Annotated in this window: 17 protein-coding genes; all 17 read right to left on the bottom strand. The window is 37.7% G+C overall.

From position 1 onward, the window contains the following. Positions 1-369: 369 nt before the first annotated feature. The 17 genes from VIO64_RS19495 to VIO64_RS19415 all read right to left on the bottom strand — a co-directional run bounded on the left by VIO64_RS19495 (position 370) and on the right by VIO64_RS19415 (position 19586). A complete protein-coding gene (locus VIO64_RS19495; RefSeq protein ID WP_331921381.1) occupies positions 370-1677 on the bottom strand; it encodes a bifunctional lysine ketoglutarate reductase /saccharopine dehydrogenase family protein in 1308 nt (435 codons plus the stop codon). 75 nt (positions 1678-1752) lie between these two features. Continuing rightward, positions 1753-3075 carry a saccharopine dehydrogenase C-terminal domain-containing protein gene (locus tag VIO64_RS19490; protein WP_331921379.1) on the bottom strand — a complete coding sequence of 441 codons (1323 nt, stop codon included), beginning with the start codon at positions 3073-3075 and terminating at the stop codon, positions 1753-1755. Positions 3076-3152: 77 nt separating this feature from the next. Next, the gene (locus tag VIO64_RS19485; RefSeq protein WP_331921377.1) at positions 3153-4610 is read right to left on the bottom strand and encodes a B12-binding domain-containing radical SAM protein; all 1458 of its coding nucleotides are present in this window, start codon (positions 4608-4610) and stop codon (positions 3153-3155) included. Positions 4611-4803: 193 nt separating this feature from the next. After that, positions 4804-5955: a hypothetical protein gene (locus tag VIO64_RS19480; RefSeq protein WP_331921375.1), complete on the bottom strand. Its 1152-nt coding sequence runs from the start codon at positions 5953-5955 to the stop codon at positions 4804-4806. A gap of 186 nt (positions 5956-6141) precedes the next feature. After that, positions 6142-7323: a nucleotide disphospho-sugar-binding domain-containing protein gene (locus tag VIO64_RS19475; RefSeq protein ID WP_331921373.1), complete on the bottom strand. Its 1182-nt coding sequence runs from the start codon at positions 7321-7323 to the stop codon at positions 6142-6144. A 48-nt stretch (positions 7324-7371) separates the two neighbouring features. Further along, positions 7372-8799 carry a radical SAM protein gene (locus VIO64_RS19470; RefSeq protein WP_331921371.1) on the bottom strand — a complete coding sequence of 476 codons (1428 nt, stop codon included), beginning with the start codon at positions 8797-8799 and terminating at the stop codon, positions 7372-7374. A gap of 318 nt (positions 8800-9117) precedes the next feature. Further along, on the bottom strand, positions 9118-9972 hold the full coding sequence (locus tag VIO64_RS19465; RefSeq protein ID WP_331921369.1) for an FkbM family methyltransferase: 855 nt from the start codon (positions 9970-9972) through the stop codon (positions 9118-9120). A 108-nt stretch (positions 9973-10080) separates the two neighbouring features. Next, positions 10081-11709, bottom strand: a complete 1629-nt coding sequence (locus VIO64_RS19460) for a B12-binding domain-containing radical SAM protein (RefSeq protein ID WP_331921448.1) — start codon at positions 11707-11709, stop codon at positions 10081-10083. A 131-nt stretch (positions 11710-11840) separates the two neighbouring features. Beyond that, positions 11841-12533, bottom strand: coding sequence for a hypothetical protein (locus VIO64_RS19455; RefSeq protein WP_331921367.1), 693 nt, complete (start codon positions 12531-12533; stop codon positions 11841-11843). Positions 12534-12601: 68 nt separating this feature from the next. Further along, positions 12602-13306: a RibD family protein gene (locus tag VIO64_RS19450; RefSeq protein WP_331921365.1), complete on the bottom strand. Its 705-nt coding sequence runs from the start codon at positions 13304-13306 to the stop codon at positions 12602-12604. A 37-nt stretch (positions 13307-13343) separates the two neighbouring features. Further along, complete coding sequence (locus VIO64_RS19445; RefSeq protein WP_331921363.1) at positions 13344-14504, bottom strand: FAD-binding oxidoreductase; 1161 nt, start codon at positions 14502-14504, stop codon at positions 13344-13346. Positions 14505-14675: 171 nt separating this feature from the next. Next, on the bottom strand, positions 14676-15881 hold the full coding sequence (locus VIO64_RS19440; RefSeq protein WP_331921361.1) for an electron transfer flavoprotein subunit alpha: 1206 nt from the start codon (positions 15879-15881) through the stop codon (positions 14676-14678). 18 nt (positions 15882-15899) lie between these two features. Beyond that, a complete protein-coding gene (locus tag VIO64_RS19435; RefSeq protein ID WP_331921359.1) occupies positions 15900-16694 on the bottom strand; it encodes an electron transfer flavoprotein subunit beta/FixA family protein in 795 nt (264 codons plus the stop codon). Positions 16695-16709: 15 nt separating this feature from the next. Continuing rightward, positions 16710-16883: a hypothetical protein gene (locus tag VIO64_RS19430; RefSeq protein ID WP_331921357.1), complete on the bottom strand. Its 174-nt coding sequence runs from the start codon at positions 16881-16883 to the stop codon at positions 16710-16712. 116 nt (positions 16884-16999) lie between these two features. Continuing rightward, the gene (locus VIO64_RS19425; RefSeq protein WP_331921355.1) at positions 17000-17128 is read right to left on the bottom strand and encodes a hypothetical protein; all 129 of its coding nucleotides are present in this window, start codon (positions 17126-17128) and stop codon (positions 17000-17002) included. Positions 17129-17164: 36 nt separating this feature from the next. Next, positions 17165-18310 (bottom strand): DegT/DnrJ/EryC1/StrS family aminotransferase, encoded by a 1146-nt coding sequence (locus VIO64_RS19420; protein ID WP_331921353.1) that lies wholly within the window; start codon positions 18308-18310, stop codon positions 17165-17167. Positions 18311-18356: 46 nt separating this feature from the next. Then, a complete protein-coding gene (locus tag VIO64_RS19415) occupies positions 18357-19586 on the bottom strand; it encodes a thioester reductase domain-containing protein (RefSeq protein WP_331921351.1) in 1230 nt (409 codons plus the stop codon). Positions 19587-19610 lie beyond the last annotated feature (24 nt).

Below are 19610 nucleotides of genomic sequence, written 5' to 3'. Positions count from 1 at the left end.
CCTGATTTCTTAATCCTTACAGCTGATATACCGGGCATTACTATGCCTTTTTCTTAGTCATTCTGCCTGTTTATTCGGTTTGGATTGAGTTGTCAATGTTCGTTTCTTCAATTTTTCATTTATTCCAAGGTTTTTCACCTTAAAATCATTAATTATGCACATTCCTGTTGATAAAAAGAGTATAACACCAGGCAGAAGCCTGGTGTTATAGTGGAGGGTTTGTAATTTTGTTAATTTTTTTATCTTATTCAATTATGGTGATACTATTCTATAGAAACTGTAGTATCATAGTGTAAGCAATTAGTATTAACCTTTACTCTGCATTTTGAGAAAAGCACAAGGTGCTTAGGGGAATATAAAATATTACTTTTAGTAAATAAATTTCTTTAGGTATTCATACTCTGGTGTCAATTCTCCCTTGTACACAATTACCGCCTTTTTTATCTCTGGACATAATCCAGACTGTTCAAGTGAATTTTGATAATTTGCCTCAATAATATTAGGTAAGAACTTTTTCAGCCTATTACTAAAAAATGTTGATGAATCATAAGGAAGTTCTGCTGGTAGATTATCCACCGCAAGCATTACGATTCCATCCCCTCTCCACCCATCAGTAATTTCCCGAGTTATAGGATCGACTAAGTAAGCCGGATGGTCAATACTTGTGTACTTCACATTGCATTCTATAGCACCATTGGCATCGCATGATATATCTGCAATTCCGCATAGCTTAGGTCTTTCATTTTTTTCATAAAGCTTTTTTAATCCATTCCAGGTTACAAAATTGGGATAAGCTTTATCCCAGTATACTCCATTGATAATTACAGTTAAAAACGGTAAATAATTATCAAAAACATTTACGTAGTTTTCAGGATGCTTATAGTACTCTTGTAAATCAAAGGGCTTACCAAATTTTTTCTTGACAAGGTCCTCTTCTCTAAATTCACAAAAATAGATTGTATTGCACTCCCCATAACAGTCCTCAGCAATATTGCTTAACTCATTAGGCTTAATCATTTTTACATTCAAGCAATCCAATATTTCTTTTGCTCCAGAAGCCACATTTCCATAACCAAGGATTCCTATTACCAGTGGAGAAATTGCTTTGTCAATACCTTCTCGTTTTATAATATTAGCAATTTGTACTATGCTTTCTTTTGCTTCATTAAGTGACTTGTATTGAGTTGACTGTTTACACTTTATAAAAGGTGTATGAATACCCTGGTGCTCCCAATATTCTCCCAATAACCATAGAATGTCCAATGTCCCGGCATCACCGGCAAATCTTCCAAAATATATAAGCCTCCGGTTATTTTCATCCACAATTCTTTCATAATCTATCAAGGTTGAACCACTATCCATGATCTTTTTTAATAGAGGCATACCTCCGCTTTGCCCCTTTATGGTATGAGAAAAAAATAAATATACCTTATCATTTAACAGCTTGTGTTCTGGTATTTCCTTAATCCCTATGATAATATCTCCAGCGTTGATATCGTCGCAAGTTATGGCTCCCTGTGCTTTGTACTCTTTGTCAGAAAAACATCGAATACTGGAGGTTTGAACATAGGCTGTCGATTTTGTTTTATCTATGACTTCTTTTAAATCCACTGGAATTACTGGTGTTCGTTTTTCCCATATATTCTTGTCCTCAGCCCTAATAACAATAGAGTTCATAAGTATCTTCCTCTCTTCAAAAAACTTTTTTCGTACATCCTCCAGATTATGATGTAGGTATTATTTTAACTGTCTCTAAATATCAACATATCGTTCTACAACGTTTATATTCAGCCTATTTAGTTCTTCTAAGACTGGTTCATATATTTGAGGATGTATAGGTATCTGTATCCCAGTTAAACCAATTTTCTTTTCAAGAATTAGTTTTACTGCAATTGCAGCAGGTAAACTAACAGTATATGCTGTCGCACTGTCACCAAAAGGATCTCCCTTCGAAACCAGCGTTGACAATATTTTTTGCCTGGTTTTGCCTGGATATTCCGCAATTATCTCTTGATGAAGAATAAGCATGTCCTTTTCGTCTTCCTCGTAATTCAAATGGTTTTGCAAAACATGTCCAAACATTTCAAAAACACTAGTATTTCCCAATGGAAGCAACTCATCAGAAATTAATCCTAGCCACTCCAATTTTTTAATTGTTAAAGAGTATTCGGGAATATTAAGAAAACAAGAAATATCCCTTAGTAAGTTCTTTCCATCACTCTTTATAAGTTTTGCTAAAACCTGGCGAGGGCTATTTGTCTTAAAGTCAAAGCAAATCTCCCGATCTAGGAGTCCTAGCTTTTTGAAATAATGCCACGTTTCGCAAAAACCTATATGCCTTAAAGAACCACGAAAAATACTCTCCGCAGAGTGGATACCATACAAATCAATATAGTGTGTTGCATCCCGGTTGACAAAGGCCTCAAAAAACCCAACACCCGGTATACTTTTCAAAAAATACTCTTCAAACAGGTTTTTCTCCGAAATATCAATAATTTGATTGTTTTCCATGTAACGCCCATCATTTAGTGCAACAAGTAAGAATCCGATAGGACTCCATGAAAACTTATATCCTATAGGGTTATTATTTGATTCATATGCGGGCAGACTTGTGCCGTATGAATAAAAACTTACCACTTTTCCATTATCACTATGTATCTTATCAATGGCTTTCATTGCAATCATATGGTCAACTCCTGGATCAACCCCAATTTCTTTTAAAAACAACAATCCTCTCTTTTTAACTTCACTTTCCAAAGCTCTTAATCCCGGTTTTACATAAGAAGTCGTAACTAGATTTTTGTTATATTCAATACACACTCTAGCAACCTTTTCATGCATCATCCATGGTAGCAAGCTAACTACAACATCACACTTCTGTACCAGCTTTGCGAGTTCAGAAGTGTTGTCTACATCCAATTCCAGTGCAGTTCCATTGGGATGCTTCTCGATGATCTTCTCTGTTTTTGTCAGTACTTTATCTGCTAAAATTACTGAGAATTCCTTATGATTAAGCAAATATCTAACAAGGGGCCTAGCTACAAGTCCGGCACCCAACACCAGGATTTTCTTCATTCCAACCACCTCATTATGTTTATTTTTTTCTTACCAAAATATTATATAAATTCAAATAATCGCACCTAGAAGGAAACTTAAAATCCTCCTTCAGTTATTGCACTTAGGACATTGATATCAAGCTTTTGCTCTCCAAAATCCCTCATATATCGTTTAGCATATATATCCGTGATTTTCCTAAGTCCTTCCAAATAGTACTCATAAATTTCCTCAGAAAATAGTGTTGAAAGGTCGTAAGGTGGATGATTTTCTCCCCTATACTGCGTCCAGTTTGTGTTCTTGATTTTAATGCCATATTTCTCTTTGTTATTCCACATTTCCGAGCCCGGAAATGGTATTACACACCTATATTCGGCCATATCAATAATACCTTCTTCCAAGAGGTCTTCTATCATACCAATAGTTAGTTCCGCTGTTTGCCTAGTCTCCCCTGGCAAACCTGCCAGGAAATAGCATTGAGTATTTATCCCGTATCGTTTTGTTAGCTCACATATTTCCCTGACTTTTTCAATTCGCAAACCTTTTTTTGCAGTGTTCAAAATAGTCTGAGAAGCACTTTCCACACCATATTGAATTTCTGTGCAGTTATGAAACCTTGCAATATTTTTAATGATGTTTTCATCAGTACTCTCTACTCTTGCCTGAAAACCTAGTATAATGTCCAACTCCAGAGAATTAATTCTTTCCAGCAATCTGAAAGCCCTATTTTTATTGAAGAAAAAGTTTTCATCTCCGAGGTAAAAATACCGGGTCCCAAGATTATGATAGAAATATTTGATTTCGGCAATTATGGAATCTTCGGTAATCTCTGAAAAGTTTTTAGTATTAATATCCACACAAAATATACATTTGCCTCCACAACCTAACGATGTAAAAACCCTAGCCGCCGGTAAATATTTTATATTTAAAAGATCATTGGCGGGCCTTGGGTAATTGGGGATGCCAGCCATACAAATTGGACTTTCGTACATTATTCCATTGTCTTTATAGCATATCCCCATCATATTTGAAGAATTGAGTACAAGGTTTACAAAAGGACTTTCACCCTTTCCCCTAATTATATAATCAAAATCATCAGCAAGCTCATCTAAGAGCTTCCCTTCGCATCCATTTGCATGTGCACCTCCAATAACCGTAGTAGATTTGGGTCTTACGCTTTTAATTAACTGAGCATAATGAATGGCAGTTGGTATACTGCACGTCGGTGAGCTCAATCCAACAAAATCCGGTTCAAAACTCTCGACCTTTGCTAACACCTTATCTAAAAACTCCCAATCTCTCTTGTCCCCCATCAAATCTACTGAAGGTGCCAAGTATTCAACGGCAATATTATTTTCCCTCAATGCTGATGCAATAGAAAGTAACCCAATATTTTGATTTTCGGTATTTCCGAAATACAGCAATTGTTCTTTGGATAAATTGGGATATGTTAGCTTTGATTTTAGTGCATAATGCCAATTCCAATAATCGACCTCTGTTTGAGTTTGCGTAACTGCTGGTGCAGGTACGGAAATTAGTAATACCTTTTTATCCATACTAATATCTCCTCGTAATTCCTATTAGTAAATAATGCAACACATAAAAACCTATAATTTAGTAGATTATAGGTAGCTTTAAATAAAGCTATGTATTCCGCCCTAACCGATTTTTTCGGCCTTTTATACTGAAATAAAATAGACACCTTGACATATTCAATCAAAGCATTCACAAGGTTCCTATAAAGAAATTTTACTGGTTTGCTATAAACTTTCTTTGTTTAGAGACCTTTGAATAGAAAAGTTTACTGAATCTAAGAGCAGAATCAAAGTCCTGGTAAAAGTCCCAATAGGCCCATTTGGGAAATGTGTCTTCAGAATACAATCTGCGGTTATCAGGTATATCAATAAGATCAGTGTCTTTATTGTATACAAAAAATGATATCTTATGATTTTCATCCTCAGCTTCAAGTAAGTGCTTATAATCCTTTCTAATTGTTGTACCGCTCACGCCTTCTTCATATATGCCTACGTTCATAATACAACGTGGAAATGAATGTAGCATTTTTATTATTGAATCAACTGACATATTTGAATCTATTTCGATACTCATATCAATATCAAAATACTGATCTGTAAAATCATAGTTATTTTCTGATATTACAAGCATACTTGCCTTTTTAAATTTCTTTTCAATTTTCTTTAATAGTCCGATAAGTGCTTCATTATCCATTTTTATTGGTGGACGATTATATATTTTATGCAAGACATCATGCTTTGACCCCATGCAGTTCTCGCATCCACTGTGTTTTATCATACATCCACCTTTTGAAGTAATGATCATAGGCAAATTATATTGGTCATTATACTCATAAAGCCTGTCATAGTTTTTATCCTCCATATAATAGGAAGCATCTTTGCTTACATATTTGAGATATGATGGAAACCAATCCAAATCGAACTCTAGGTTTTTATAGTCCCCCTCTGTAAATACATAATCAATTGGATTACTAAATGTGCGACCCACCAAGTTAGGTATTTTATCAATAGGATAATCATTCAGCAACTGATCGATAGGACCTTCATTATCCCCCTGAATATAGTAATCAACATCTGCCCTTACAAATAGTTCTTGGTATTTTAATGCTGAATAAAGGCCCCCAAATAATATTTTGGCATTGCTATTTGTTTTTTTGATATAGTTGACAATAAGAAAAAATTCATATAATTGAATGAACCAATTCAATTCTATGATAAAAAAATCATATTCTGTTACTAATTCTTTTGTAAGCTCAAAACCATAGATGCCTTTTACCTTATCTTTATTTTTACTATACAGCCAACATGCTGGAGCTGAAAAGGAATAGTTATGCATGGTTATTGGAAATACAACTAAAGCATTCATTTTATAAGCCCCCAGTATATTATTTATCCTTAGCATTGATAATGTTATTTTATTACGTGGAGAAGAAATCACTAGTACAAACTTATCAGCTAAATTTTCGAAAACAGCCCTCTCATTATAGCCCTTACTTGCTGTTTTTCAATGATTTTAAGTATGCTACCCCTTGATATAGCAGTATACGCATTTTTAACAATTTTGCACAGCATTTACCAGGATATTTGTGCACTGCTCCGTTCCTCCAAAGCATTTAAGCCTTTCTGAAAGCTGTTTGCTTTTCATTGCATAGGGTCCATTGATAACCTCTTCAACTACACTTCTAAGCCGATTTGGGCGAAAGGCCTGGATCGGTAATTTCTTTGATGCTCCTGTATCTGCAAGTTTTATTGAGTTGTAATCTCTTTCAAAATGCTGTCCAGGAATTGTAATACTCGGCAATCCATATAACAATGTAGTAAGCATGGTGTCTTGCCCCCCATGAAAAATAGCTAGCTTTGTATCTTTCATAATCGCCGCTGTCGGTACATATCGTTCAAATTTAATATTTGGCAAACTCTCCGGCAAAGATTTTAGATTGTAATGGAAGCCACAACCGCAAATCACTCTGAAAGGTAAATCCTTAAATGTTTCAGTGATTGTATCTACATAAAGTTCGGGAGACAATGCTCCCACACTTAAATATATGAATACTTGGGGAAATTCCACCCAGTTTCTATACCAGCTAGGTAATTGAGATTCATTAAAATCCAAATCGAGGATATACCCAACAAAATTAATTCCCTCGATGCCTTGCATCTCTGGCTCCAGTTCAGGCAAAGTGGGGGCCAATTTTATATTGGATCGCATGTAAAATAGCTCGATTACATTTTCAATCTCAAGCAGCTTATACTGTTTAAGATACTTATTAAAGACTTTGACAAGCCGGCCTGTCTGGCTTTTATTGGCAGGGTGCTCTGGATTACATGGCCAGCTTGCTATCATAACCGATGGAATACCTGCAATTTGAGCTGAAATTGCTGCACTTGGCCTGGCCTCAGCAAAAATCACATCCGGCTTGAAATCACGTATAGCTTCCAATTCTGCAATAATGGATGCTTGAACAAAGTCTTCATCTGCCATCCCCGTCCACTCAACAAAATCAACTGTACTGTTGATAACTGAAATACTACCATTCGGTACAGGTGTCGGATACAGATATACCTTAAAGCCACTTCGTGATATGAATTCGCCCAGCTTATCCCCCATTACAAAGCAGACTTCACACCCTCGCTTAATGAGCATACGTGCAATACCTATGGATTTTGTAACTGAACCTATAGAACCCGAACTTGGGGGACTTGGTAACATCATAACTCTTGTATTTGTAGGCATATAAATATCCTCCCGGCTATCCCAATTTGATCTGAGCATTGATAACATTCATTCTAAAGTATAGACAATCTCTCTACTTTCATTGTAACGTTTCTTATCAACTATTTTTCTTCTATATTTACGGACTGCGGAATCATCCTTTTTCCCTTGGAGAGAAAAATACATATTGATTGTTTCATCCGATATACCCCAGAAATCCTTCATAATTAAAGAAGTGTGCACAAGGCTTTCTTCTCCATCCTTAAATAATCCATACTCATGCAGTTTTCCTTTCACTTGCTCATATATCTCCGTTCCCAAATATGGAACATTGATATTGATTACATAATTCTCTGCCTTTAATTCCTTAAAGAAATACCACATGTTTCTATAGTCTTCATCCGTGAACCCGGGACACCCTAAAAGTACATAGGCTGTCTTTTCAATCCGGTACTCTGATGCTAATGCAAAAGCTGCCTGAACTTCCTTTAAGCTTGTTCCCTTTTTAACCACATTTAACATGTCTTGGTTACCCATTTCAACCCCAAACTTCAAATGCCTGCAGCCTGAATGTTTCATTTTCTCAACAATTTCTCTATTTGTTGCCGTATCAACTCTAGCTTCAGCCCACCAATTAAACTCAGGGTAATCTTCCTTTAGTGCTATTAAACGGTTAAACATCTCTGTTGTACGCGGCCCCAAACCCGGAGAAAAAATCATATCGGTAAAATAAAATCCTTTAACCCCTATTTTTTCTATTCTATATCGTAACTCACGTATAAAGCGCTCCGGCAACATGGTGGATACATTATAGCCTCTAAGTGTGGGCTGCTGGCAAAAAGTGCACCTTCCGGGACATCCCCTCATAGACATGATATAATCCCAGTCTTCGGCTTTTGCTGGATGGTACAGGTATTCCCCGGTTAGTATTGGAAGTGCGTCCATATCCTTACACCAACTGATAGGAACTTTTCCTTTTAAGTCTCCTTCTACTATTTCTGCTGCAAACTCTTCTCCTTCTCCTGTAATCACAACATCCAAGTCTTTCAAATCGCGTTCCTTAGCATATTTGAGTAAGTGCCCATAGCCTACACAGGTAATTTGACTTCCAAGGTCTTCCTTAATCCTCTTCGCAAGATAAGAGCAGGATTGTGTGCTTCCAATTTCTACTGTAGGCATCAAAACATCACTCGCACCTAGAAAAACAACATCTGGCCTAAAGTCCTCCAATATTTTTATCACTTCTTCAAAAGATTGATGGCCATTCTTGTATCTTTCATCAAATAACCAGCTATTTAATGTCATGCTCAGTCGTTCTGCATAATCATGGGAATCATCGGCATAATCACCATTAATAAATATAACTTCATGACCCCTTCGATATAGTACTTCTGCCATATAGTGCATTGCTGGGGTAATCCTATTATTTTTTGATTCAATTAATCTATAAAAAGGGGGTACCACACATGCAACTCGTTTTCTTTCCCTCATATACATTTACGCTTCACCTTCCTCTATAAACTCTATTTATCATCAAATATCTCACTAAATCTTAGCTTTTCATATTTCAATCAGAGAACCTTATACCTACATGCCTCAAATAAACATAAAAATGTCAGTCATTAGTTGACCAACTAAAGATGCACCTTTTCTCAATTTTTATTGACTTTATATATCGCACTAATAATCTTATTTTGCATTGTAGTAAATATGCATCTGATGCTTTTAGGGATACACATACATCAGAATGGTTTAAATTTAGTGCCCCTTAACAGAATTCATTTCTGCTATGAGGCACTAACAATAAAGCTTCGTTCATCTTCTCGCGTAGATTAAAACAAAGGACATGCTTTTTATGCTTTCTTGTTGCTCTTCTATCCGTATATTGTGATAGCCATTAATCCCCAATAAGTTCTTTAGCTCGGACAACTTACCTCCACCTAATGGCAATTTCACAACGATTTGTTTAATTCTATTCCAATCACTATTATCTAAACCCGAGAAAACATCAAATTCACTACCACCTACATCCACTTTGAGTAAATCAATTTGTTGAATCTGGTTTTCCCTGATTATTTCTGATAATGTTTTTACAGTGCACTCAACTTTTATTTCCTTAAATAGGGTTTTTAATTCTAAAATCGCACGCATTCTCTTTAAACGGATATTTTTATCAGATCCAGCATTACCGAAACCATCAAATGTTTCAGAAATGCTTTGGTTATTGTTTTCCAAGTCATTGAGTACCTGTGCTATCTCCAGGTCTATATACTTAGAATCATAGGTTGACAAGCACGGAGCGTTGGGATAGTAGGTAAATGATACTACCCCTGATTGGTTGGAAACCCCAAAAGGAAAAGCAATCAAGTTTTCAGGGTTATATAATTCAATATTTTGTTTGAGCATCTTATAGATTTCTGGAATCGGCTCATAGATAAATATTCGGACATTTCCCTTACAACGGTCATACACCGCGAGAGAAAACAATCCAATATTAGCCCCAATATCAAGCACTGTATCTCCCTCTTTTACTGTAATGCCGTACTTAAAATACTCCTCGTACTCTAAAAGAATTGAGGACATATCCCAGTCCTCTTCATATTGCGGTAAATAAGTAATTTTTGTTCCATTTAGAAATAACTTATCTGAAAAAGAGCCTGTTTGCCCCATTAAGAATCCCTCCATATGCAACTATATATAGTACACTAATGATCTTACTTGCAAGAAGTATACTTGCGTCACAATGTAAGATTTTTATTGCAATTTATATAGATACCGTTAGGTCACTCTAATAAGAGACAAAAGCTTTGTATCTATCTTTGCAAGGTTCTTTCCAAACCGGATCCTTTCCATTCTGATTTTGGCTAACGTTTCTGCCATGTACTCTGCACTTACATATTCTTTACTGATTGTTTTAGCCGCATAGTAATCCCAATTTGCTTCTGCAAGGTCGATCAATGCCCTATTCCATAAAGAAACTTTTATATTCATGCCAACTAAGATATCATCCAGATTTTTCTGATGTTCCTTTAGCAAATTCATTGCACTGGTACCTGAAAGCTTAAAGAACCTTTTTAAATGCGAAAGCTTATCACTATAATAACGTTCGAAAACAACATACTCATTAAAAAAATTTGATTCCTGCTGGAGGCTTCCTATATATTCATTCAGGAAGCATACCAATTTCTCTATCCTTTTATCTTGATATCTGTATCCAAAATCTTCGTAGAATTTGGCTCCTTCTTTCAGCAAGCCATCCTTTTTGACTTTTTCATAAAGTATGCTTCCCTTATATAGATTGACTGAGCTAAAATGCCTAAAGAAACGGGCATATTGATATTTCTCAAGAAAATCTGCATTTTCTCGAAGCCCTTCAAAGGTAGAGTAGGGGTTGAAATTTATAAATCCGATTTCAGGATAAATATCATATTTCCCAAAAAACTCTAATGACCTTATATTATCCTCTACAGAAATCCCTTTACCTAATACCTTTAAATCATAATTATTAGCCGCTTCGGTACCTACATACACTTCACACATCCCTGACTCTATCAATAATTTCATAAGCTCATCACTGGCTTTTTTATAGAACCCAGCCCGACAAAATACAAAGTATGAAATCACCAATCCTCTTTTAATAATTTCCTTTGCAAATTCCGTCATTCGCTCTTCATTAAACCCAGGATCCTCAAAAGTAGCATCTACAATCCAGAATTGGCTTCTTCCCAATTCTTTATGTAAGGACTCGATTTCATCAACAGCTCTTTTTACGCTTTCTGCCCGCCAGTGGTAGTGATCGCCTTTCTTCCAAAAGTCATTGCCGCAACAGAAAAAGCAATTTCTCATGCAACCACGAGTCGAGGATATGAGGGTAATATTCCAATTATTTTTAAGCAGCAGGTCTCTGCTGGGAAAGGGTAGTTCATCAAGGTTTTCCACATACTGGTGCCTTTCATTTAATATGATTCTGTTTTTCTCTGCGTCCCGGTATGCCAACCCCTGAATTTCCCATATATCTTTCCCCTCGCTGAGATTGTTGGCAAGTTCCAGAAACGCAAGTTCACCTTCACCTCTTATGGCAAAGTCTATACTCGGTTCATCGATCAACATTTCCATAGCATGGTATGTAGGAGCATATCCACCTATACAAATATAAGCATCTGGCAACACCTTCTTTAAATCCTGGCATATTTTATACACAAGCTCAACAGTTTGGTTATACACTGTAATTCCTATGATTTCAGGCTTAAACTCCAAAATCTCGGAATAATCTTCGCTTCCGCCTATAACAGAAGTCAATTTGACGTCATAACCGTTCTCCCTTAACACTGCTGTAATATAGCAGACCCCCAAATCCTCTACTGCAAACTCCGGGGTAAGCAGCGGAGCAATCATAGCGACTGTCATTTTCCTCACGATGTAATTTCCTCCTTCACGAATCATTTTGTTTTACCTCATGACCTTTATCTTGCATCTAAGCCTCTCAGAATGGCATCTTCAAATTGCATCTTCGGTAGTTTGTAATTTCCTTCTATACATTATTGAATGGAGGATTTTGGTGCTATTCCATAGCGTGCCCCTAAGAAGCTTGCAGAAAATTGCGGCATCCAACCATGAACATTAAATGACGCGTTTCTATCAAAACCTGCAATCAGCATTCCCGATCTGTCATATCTACCACGTGGAATCCAAATCCAATATTCTGAGTCAGGAGTTTTTCCTGTCAGATATCTTATGCGGGCAATAAACACCAAGTATCTCTCAAGACTAAAATGCATCTTTTTCTCATCTTCAAATTGATGGCAGAGCTCTATTCCCGATTTATTCATATAACTTGGTGTCAAACTCATACTCACTTTAAACCAACAATCTTCTTGCTCAATTGCTGGGGTAACTAATGGATCATGCAATGCCCAGCTTTTGATATGGAACAATTCACCGAACTCCTCACGCGAAATACCTTTAGGTACACAGAGTATCGTTTCTTGGTTTTGTTGTGCCTCTAAAATTTCCTCTGCTGTAAAAGGACAAGGTGAAAGCTCCAGTTTTTTTCCAATGATCGATTCGATTCCTGCATTTCTATACCATGTTTCCATTTCTTCACGTATAAATTCCGGATCTGTATCATCAATTGATTGCCTCACATATCTTCTTAAATCTGAAGGACTTATCACTTTTTGGCTCAACAGATTATCAACAAGAGATAATATGCTTTGTTTTGTATTCTCCATAATCCACGACTCCTTATTTATACAAATATCTAAATTTATACTCTTTTACAAAATTTTTAGGATACTCCTTAAACAGCCTCTTCTCCTTTTCTTTCTAGCCCATACCGTATCCAGATCAGATTCTCTCTGACTTTTCTGGTCTCAATAAGCTTTAGTTTCATGACACCTTCAGCCGAAACAAGGTCTTTTGCACAAAAGATAGAACGTGGTGTTTCTCCTCCAATAAGAAGAGGATATATCAGAACACTTACCTCATTCACCAATCCTTCTCTAAATAAAATTCCATTGAGTGTTCCTCCGCTGTCAACCCGGACTACTTTAGCACCATATTCACTAGCCAGCCTCTCCAATGCTTGGTGGAAATTTACCTTTTCTTCCCCTGTGATCAAATACTTGATTTGAATATCGTCCAAAAACTGAAGATATTCTTTTGGTGTAGACTCAGAGCACAATACTACTACATCCCTCCAATGATTTGTTTCCAACAGCTTATGCCATACTTTTACCTTTCCCCTACTATCTACCACGGCCAGTAATTGCTTTCTATCTTGGGTTTCCTTTTCGGTTCTTGAACGAATTTTTTCCATTTCAGCTTTTACAGTTTCCGTTGCCAATTCATTGTCAAACCATGATAAAATCGTGTTGCTGCTGGAAAGCATAACGTCAGGTTTCCATATTAACGCCAAGAAGTTATAAAGGCCTACATCCGCTTCAAAACAATCCATCCGGCCATCTACGCTCACCGCATTATGTACTACAACATGTGGAAGCAATGGTTTTCCCCCTTTCGAAATTGCAAACAAATAATGATTAAATTTTATAAAACTCTGTGGTCTTTTCACCCGCATTATGAAATCGCTCAATCCGCAGGGATGTAATATCAAGAGTCTTTGCTTTTCCATAGATAATTTCTTCACTCACGAGGAGCCCACAAGCAGGACTATGCATAAATCCATGGCCACTAAAACCTGTAATACAAAACAGTCCTTCAATCCAAGGCATTCTACCTATGATGGGGTGTAAATCAGGGGTCATTTCATAAAACCCGGCCCAGCTTGAAATAATCTTACTGTCCTCAATGCTGGGGATACGTTCAATTAGCTTTTCACAATGTACCATTTCCCAATCAGTATCCACACTTAGATTTAAACTTTCATTCTCTACTTCAGGCTTATGCAGTCCAGACAAAAGACCTTTTCCTTCCTTGTGGAACCCAATACCTTCTGCTGGAAAAATAACTACCGGAAAATCCTCAGATACCCACGGTAGTTCAGACGTAACAAATAATTGTTGCTGAACTGGTTTTACGGGCAAATCAATTTGCATCATTCTACAAATTTGTGCAGATCTTGCACCCGCTGCATTAACCACGATGGGTGTACTGATATTTCCTTTAGAAGTTATAACATGGTCTATCCTGCCGTTACGCACCCCTATGTCCAATACGGATGTATCTACGAGCAATTTAATGCCTAACCTATTGACTGCACTAATATGGGCATTCATGACATTTCCTACATCGATCAAACCATCCATTTGATAGTAAGTCGCAGCTACCACATCTTCAAGGCTTACCCTAGGGATCTTCTCCCTTATATCCTCTACCGTTATCCATTGTGTCTCTATTCCTAACCTATGCTGGATAGTCATTGCAGATTTGAACGCTTCCACATTGTCATTTCCAGTCAAAACAAACATATACCCGCAAGAATTAAGTACAGCTTTACAATCCATTTCATCTCTATAACGGAGAAACATTTCATTACTAAGCTTTGAAAGTAAAATGTTGATCTCCGTAGCAAACTGGTGGCGAAAACCGCCGGCACAACGGCTTGTAGAGTGCCCCCCCGGATAACTGTCACGTTCAAGTACAACAATATTGGAATACCCATTAAGAGCCAGGTGATACGCTGTACTTAGGCCCATAGCTCCACTGCCAATAATCACAACATCTGCAGTTTTGGGAAGCATGACATCACCTCCTTATAAAAAAAACTTCTCAGAAAACTTCGAAAGCCTCCAAGGCCTATCTTTCGGGGTGCATACCCTTACATACTCCACATAGTTATTAAAATATTTTTAGCAATGTATTTCCATATATAATGACTTTAGCATCATTGTGCTATCGATTGAAATGATCGACTATGTTATCGATCCCCATCTTGATTTTAACTCGGTGATTAACGCAGGCAATACTTCCAACACATCACCTACTATACCAAACTTTGCAACTTTGAATATCGGTGCCTCTGGATCATTATTTATTGCTATCACCGTTTCTGAGGAAGTCATCCCTGCTAGATGCTGTATAGCACCTGAAATGCCACACGCAAAGTATACTTTGGGCCTAACTGTCTTACCTGTCTGCCCAACCTGATGGGAATATCCTATCCACCCTGCATCAACTATAGACCGCGAAGCTCCAACAACTCCTCCAAGCACCCTCGCTAAATCTTTAACCAGACCCAAATTTTGATAGCTGCCCAGACCTCTTCCAGCTGATACTATAACATCAGCCTCTTTTAAATTAGTCATTTCAATACGCCTGGTAATGCTGTCAATGGTTTTTAGCTTTACTTCACAGGGTACTTTTACAACAGGTCTGAGGATGCTGCCTTTTCTGGCTCTATCTGGTTCTAGTGCCTTCATTGCTTTTGGTCTTACTGTTGCCATTTGGGGCCTACGATTTGGGCAAATGATAGTTGCCATAATATTACCTCCAAAGGCAGGTCTGATCTGAAGAAGCATATTCCTTTCCGAATCAATCTCAAGGGAGGTACAATCAGCCGTAAGGCCTGTATTTAATTTTGAGGCAGCTCTGGGTGCCAGTGATTTTCCATAAACAGTAGCACCTATAAGTACAATTTCAGGCTTGTACATACGAACTAACTGTACAAAAACATCTGTATGAATTTCATCATTAAAGCACTTTAGAGAAGGATGTTCAACTTCATATACCGTATCCGCACCATATTCAATGAGGGTTTTAGCTGCTTCCCCAGTGTCTTCGCCCATAATGATTGCTGAAAGGCTGACACCTAGTGAATCTGCAAGTTGCCTGCCTGAGCCTAAAAGCTCCAAGGTAACATCTGCAATGGTGCCGGCTTTGTACTCACTTAATACCCATACCCCTTTATATGCCAGCATATCCGTCAAGGCTTCAACTCCAGTTTCAGCCTCAATACGTCCAATTGCACCAAATTTGCATGAATACATACACATACTACATGAAGTACATCTGTCTATGATAAAAGCCTTATTTTCTTTAAATCTTATTGCTCCCGAAGGGCACTTTTTCATGCATAATTTACAACCAACACATTTTTCAATATTTATACTCATGCTCATAAATAATTCCCACCTCAATTATTTGCATTCATCAAAACAAAGAGGCAATACCCTATCAGCGAGCCTCTTTACCTGTTCTTCCAGAGTACCATTGATTATTTCACATCCATAGTCATGCTCAGGTATAAATGTATTGACCACCTGCGTTGCAGAACCTTTTAAGCCACATAAATCTTTGTCTGCCTCTAAATCTTCAGCATTCCAAACTTTTATGACTGTTTCCTTTGCTCTTTTCATTCCTTTTAATGTTGGGTTTCTTGGTTCATTGATCTCCTTCACAACAGTAAGCAAAGCAGGAAGTTGCATTTCCACAATATCAAAACCATCCTCAGTTAGCCTCTGGCAGCTCAAGCGGCCTTTGCTTATCTCTTCAATCCTTCTCACACATGTAGTATGTGGAATCCCTAGTTTTTCAGCAAGACTTGGCCCTACTTGTGCAGTGTCTCCGTCTATAGCCTGATTCCCGCATATTACCAAATCATAGGCTCCAATTTTTTCAATGCCTAAGGATAGTGTATATGCAGTAGCAAGACTATCAGCACCTGCAAATGCTTTATCACTTAAAAGTATAGCTTCATCAGCTCCCAGGGCAATCATCTTCTTTAAAATCTCTGCAACCGAAGGTATTCCCATACTGATCACTGTCACTTTTCCATCTGATTTTTCCTTGATTCTTAAAGCTTCTTCTACTGCATACATATCAAAGGGATTTATAATAGCTTCCATTCCTTCACGGATTATTGTTTTGGTTTCATTGTCTATCTTAATTTCATTTGTAGCGGGAACCTGCTTTACACAAACTATAACATTCAAATCCCATACACCTCGTTATTGTGGAATCCAGACTAACTTGAAGTAATATTTTCCAATCCTATACTCATTAGCGATCTGTTTTTCTATTATCATCTCAACCTTTTGGGCCAGATCCCATAAGTTATCAGTAATAAAAAACTCACGTATTGGAAGCTCTATATTAAAGGTAATGTTTATCTGCAGCTTCAAAGAGTCCTTTTTGAGTATCTATACAAATCCTATGAGGTAAATATGAAGGCAGCCTTTATTATAAAAGCTGCACACATATTATAAGCTGTACCGGCTGGATACAATTTATGAAGAAACTACATCCGCTGCTGGGGATAGGCTAGTGGCAAATACTGTTCTCTATCTACCGGCTGAATAGTGGGCAGTTGTCTTTGTATTTGTACAAGACTTTTAACAACATCCCAGTATGATGATGGTGTTGTCATTTGTCCACCTCCTTAACTCATCTATGGATAACTTAATTAGATTAGCCCTTTCTTTCTCATATTTACTACATCCCGTATACCAGTAACCATCTCTTCTATATCTGCCTCTGTATAGCGTGGAGACATTGGTAAAGCAATTGCCCTTGCTGCCATTTCCTCCGTGATTGGACACTCACCTTCACCATGCCCCAGTTCTTTATATGGAGGCAAACAATTCACTGTAGGATAATAGGATATTGCCATGATTCTTCTCTTTTTCCACAGGTATCTCATTAGCTCGTTTTTGGTCATTCCTAATCTTTTTTCATCGACTAATAAATTGTAAAGGTGGTAGACATGGTAAACATCGGAGATTTCGTAAGGGGTGGATAAGCCATCAATATCACGAATAAATTCGTTTATGTAATATGAGAGCCTGCGTCTTGTCTCCGTATGTGTTTTGATTCTATCCAGCTGGACCAGTCCCACTGCTGCCTGGATTTCTGTCATTCTGTTGCTTACCCCGATATACAGCCCGGCTCCGTGTCCACGCAGCTTTTTTAATTTTTCAGCCCATTCCTTATTATTTGTAACGACCATACCTCCTTCACCCAAAGTACATATATTCTTTGCCTGATGAAAGCTGTAAATTACATAATCGCCAAACTCACCGAGCCCTTTCCCCTTATACATTGCCCCTGGGGCGTGAGCAGCGTCTTGGACCAACAATAATCCATGCCTTCTTGCAATATCTACAATGGGGTCCATATCGCAGGGCTGTCCACACATATGGACAATAATGATCGCTTTAGTTTTAGAAGTAATCTTCTCTTCCAGCTTTTCTACATCAATGTTAAATGTCCTAGGATTTGACTCAGCAAAAACAATCTTTGCTCCTTCCCTGACAAAGATATTCGCAGTGGCAGACATAGCCATGGCGGGTACTATGATTTCATCTCCTTCTTTGATGTCCATCATGATTGCTACTAGATGTGCAGCCCCACCCCACGAGTTTGTAGCAACACCATAACTTGCCCCTACAAAAGTTGAAAATCTGCTTTCGTATTCTCTTACTCTTTTATTGTTTGTGGGTGCCCATTCATTCAATACCTCTAACATTGCCTGTGCTTCTTCTACGCCGTACATGGAACCATAAGAATGAGGTAAATCCCACTTATTTTCTTCTAATCTCGGTGATAACAAATGATCACTCCTTTCAAAACAACGGTAGATATCCTAGCCCATAAGATCACGTTTGTTGCTCTATGGTATTCGGTGTATCGAAATAACCTATGGCTTTAAAATAATCAAAATAAATATCTAATAATTTCTGGTCTACAGGAGGGCATACAATTCCAGAACCTTTTAAGGCTTCGCGAGTATTACCGTCATCATAATATACCCCTGCAAAAACATCTCCCGACTGTGGCTCCATGGGTGCCATAGAATAGGCAGCCCTTTCGCTTGTTTTTCGTACCTTTTGCTTCATTCTCCCGAGCCATTCTTCATAGGTGCATAATTCAACTGCATAACCTTGCCTTTTAATGCAATCAATCACCTGCACATGCGGAAAGGATTCACGGTTAAATAAGTGAAAGTTTTTCCCTATGATCTTGCTGCGTCTTGCAATATGAACGATGACCTTGCAGGTGTAGTCTACAGGAATAAAATCTATCAATGCACCCACATCAGGCCATTTACCGATGGGTATGGATGCCTTGACCGTCCTCCAAAAGAAGTCATTGGTCTGGCAGGCCCCTGTTTTACTATGACCGGAGATTCTCCCCACCCTATAAATATTTACCTGAACTCCTCGGGATCTTGCTGATTTTATATGGCGTTCCGATACCCTTTTTGTCTGTAGATATCCTAATCCTAATAGCTTCAATTCCCTAGGCATTTTGTCCCCTGTTGTATCCGTGCTTTCTTTCAGGCTTGGGAAGCTGTCTTCATAAACAATCGTACTGTTTTCTATATCCTTTAAAGAAAAAACATTCATGCTTGATGTATAATGGACTGGCTTTACCTTTTTTAGAGTTGCCAGGCGAAGGATTTCATCCGTCCCTCCTACATTCGTCGGTTCCAATGCTTCATAAGAGTAAATGAAATTTACATATGCCCCAACATGATAAATACTATCTATTTTTCCTGCAAGCGTATTGAATTGATCGTCGGATAATCCCAAATTAGGCTTTGCCAAATCACCGACCAAAACCTCAATTCTTGAGATGTACGCGTCCTTCCACAGGTAATAATACTTCATCGTTTCTATAAGCCTCTGCTGGGCCTTCATGTTCCTTTTTGGGCGTACCAGGCAATATATCTTGGAGTCTGTCTGCTCCAGAAGTTCCTGAAGCAAAAAAGCACCCAGAAATCCAGTTGCTCCTGTCAAAAAAATTCCTTCTTCTTTTTTCACATAAAACCAATTCTTGATAAATGAAACACACGCTTTCTTTATCTCTGAACCAATTGAACTCATAAAGTCTCCTTTCATAACCTGTTG

It is taken from the genome of Pseudobacteroides sp. (assembly GCF_036567765.1).
In the GTDB taxonomy this organism is placed as follows: domain Bacteria; phylum Bacillota; class Clostridia; order Acetivibrionales; family DSM-2933; genus Pseudobacteroides.
Note: the sequence above shows the minus strand (reverse complement) of the source record. Positions and strands in the feature narration are given on the sequence as shown.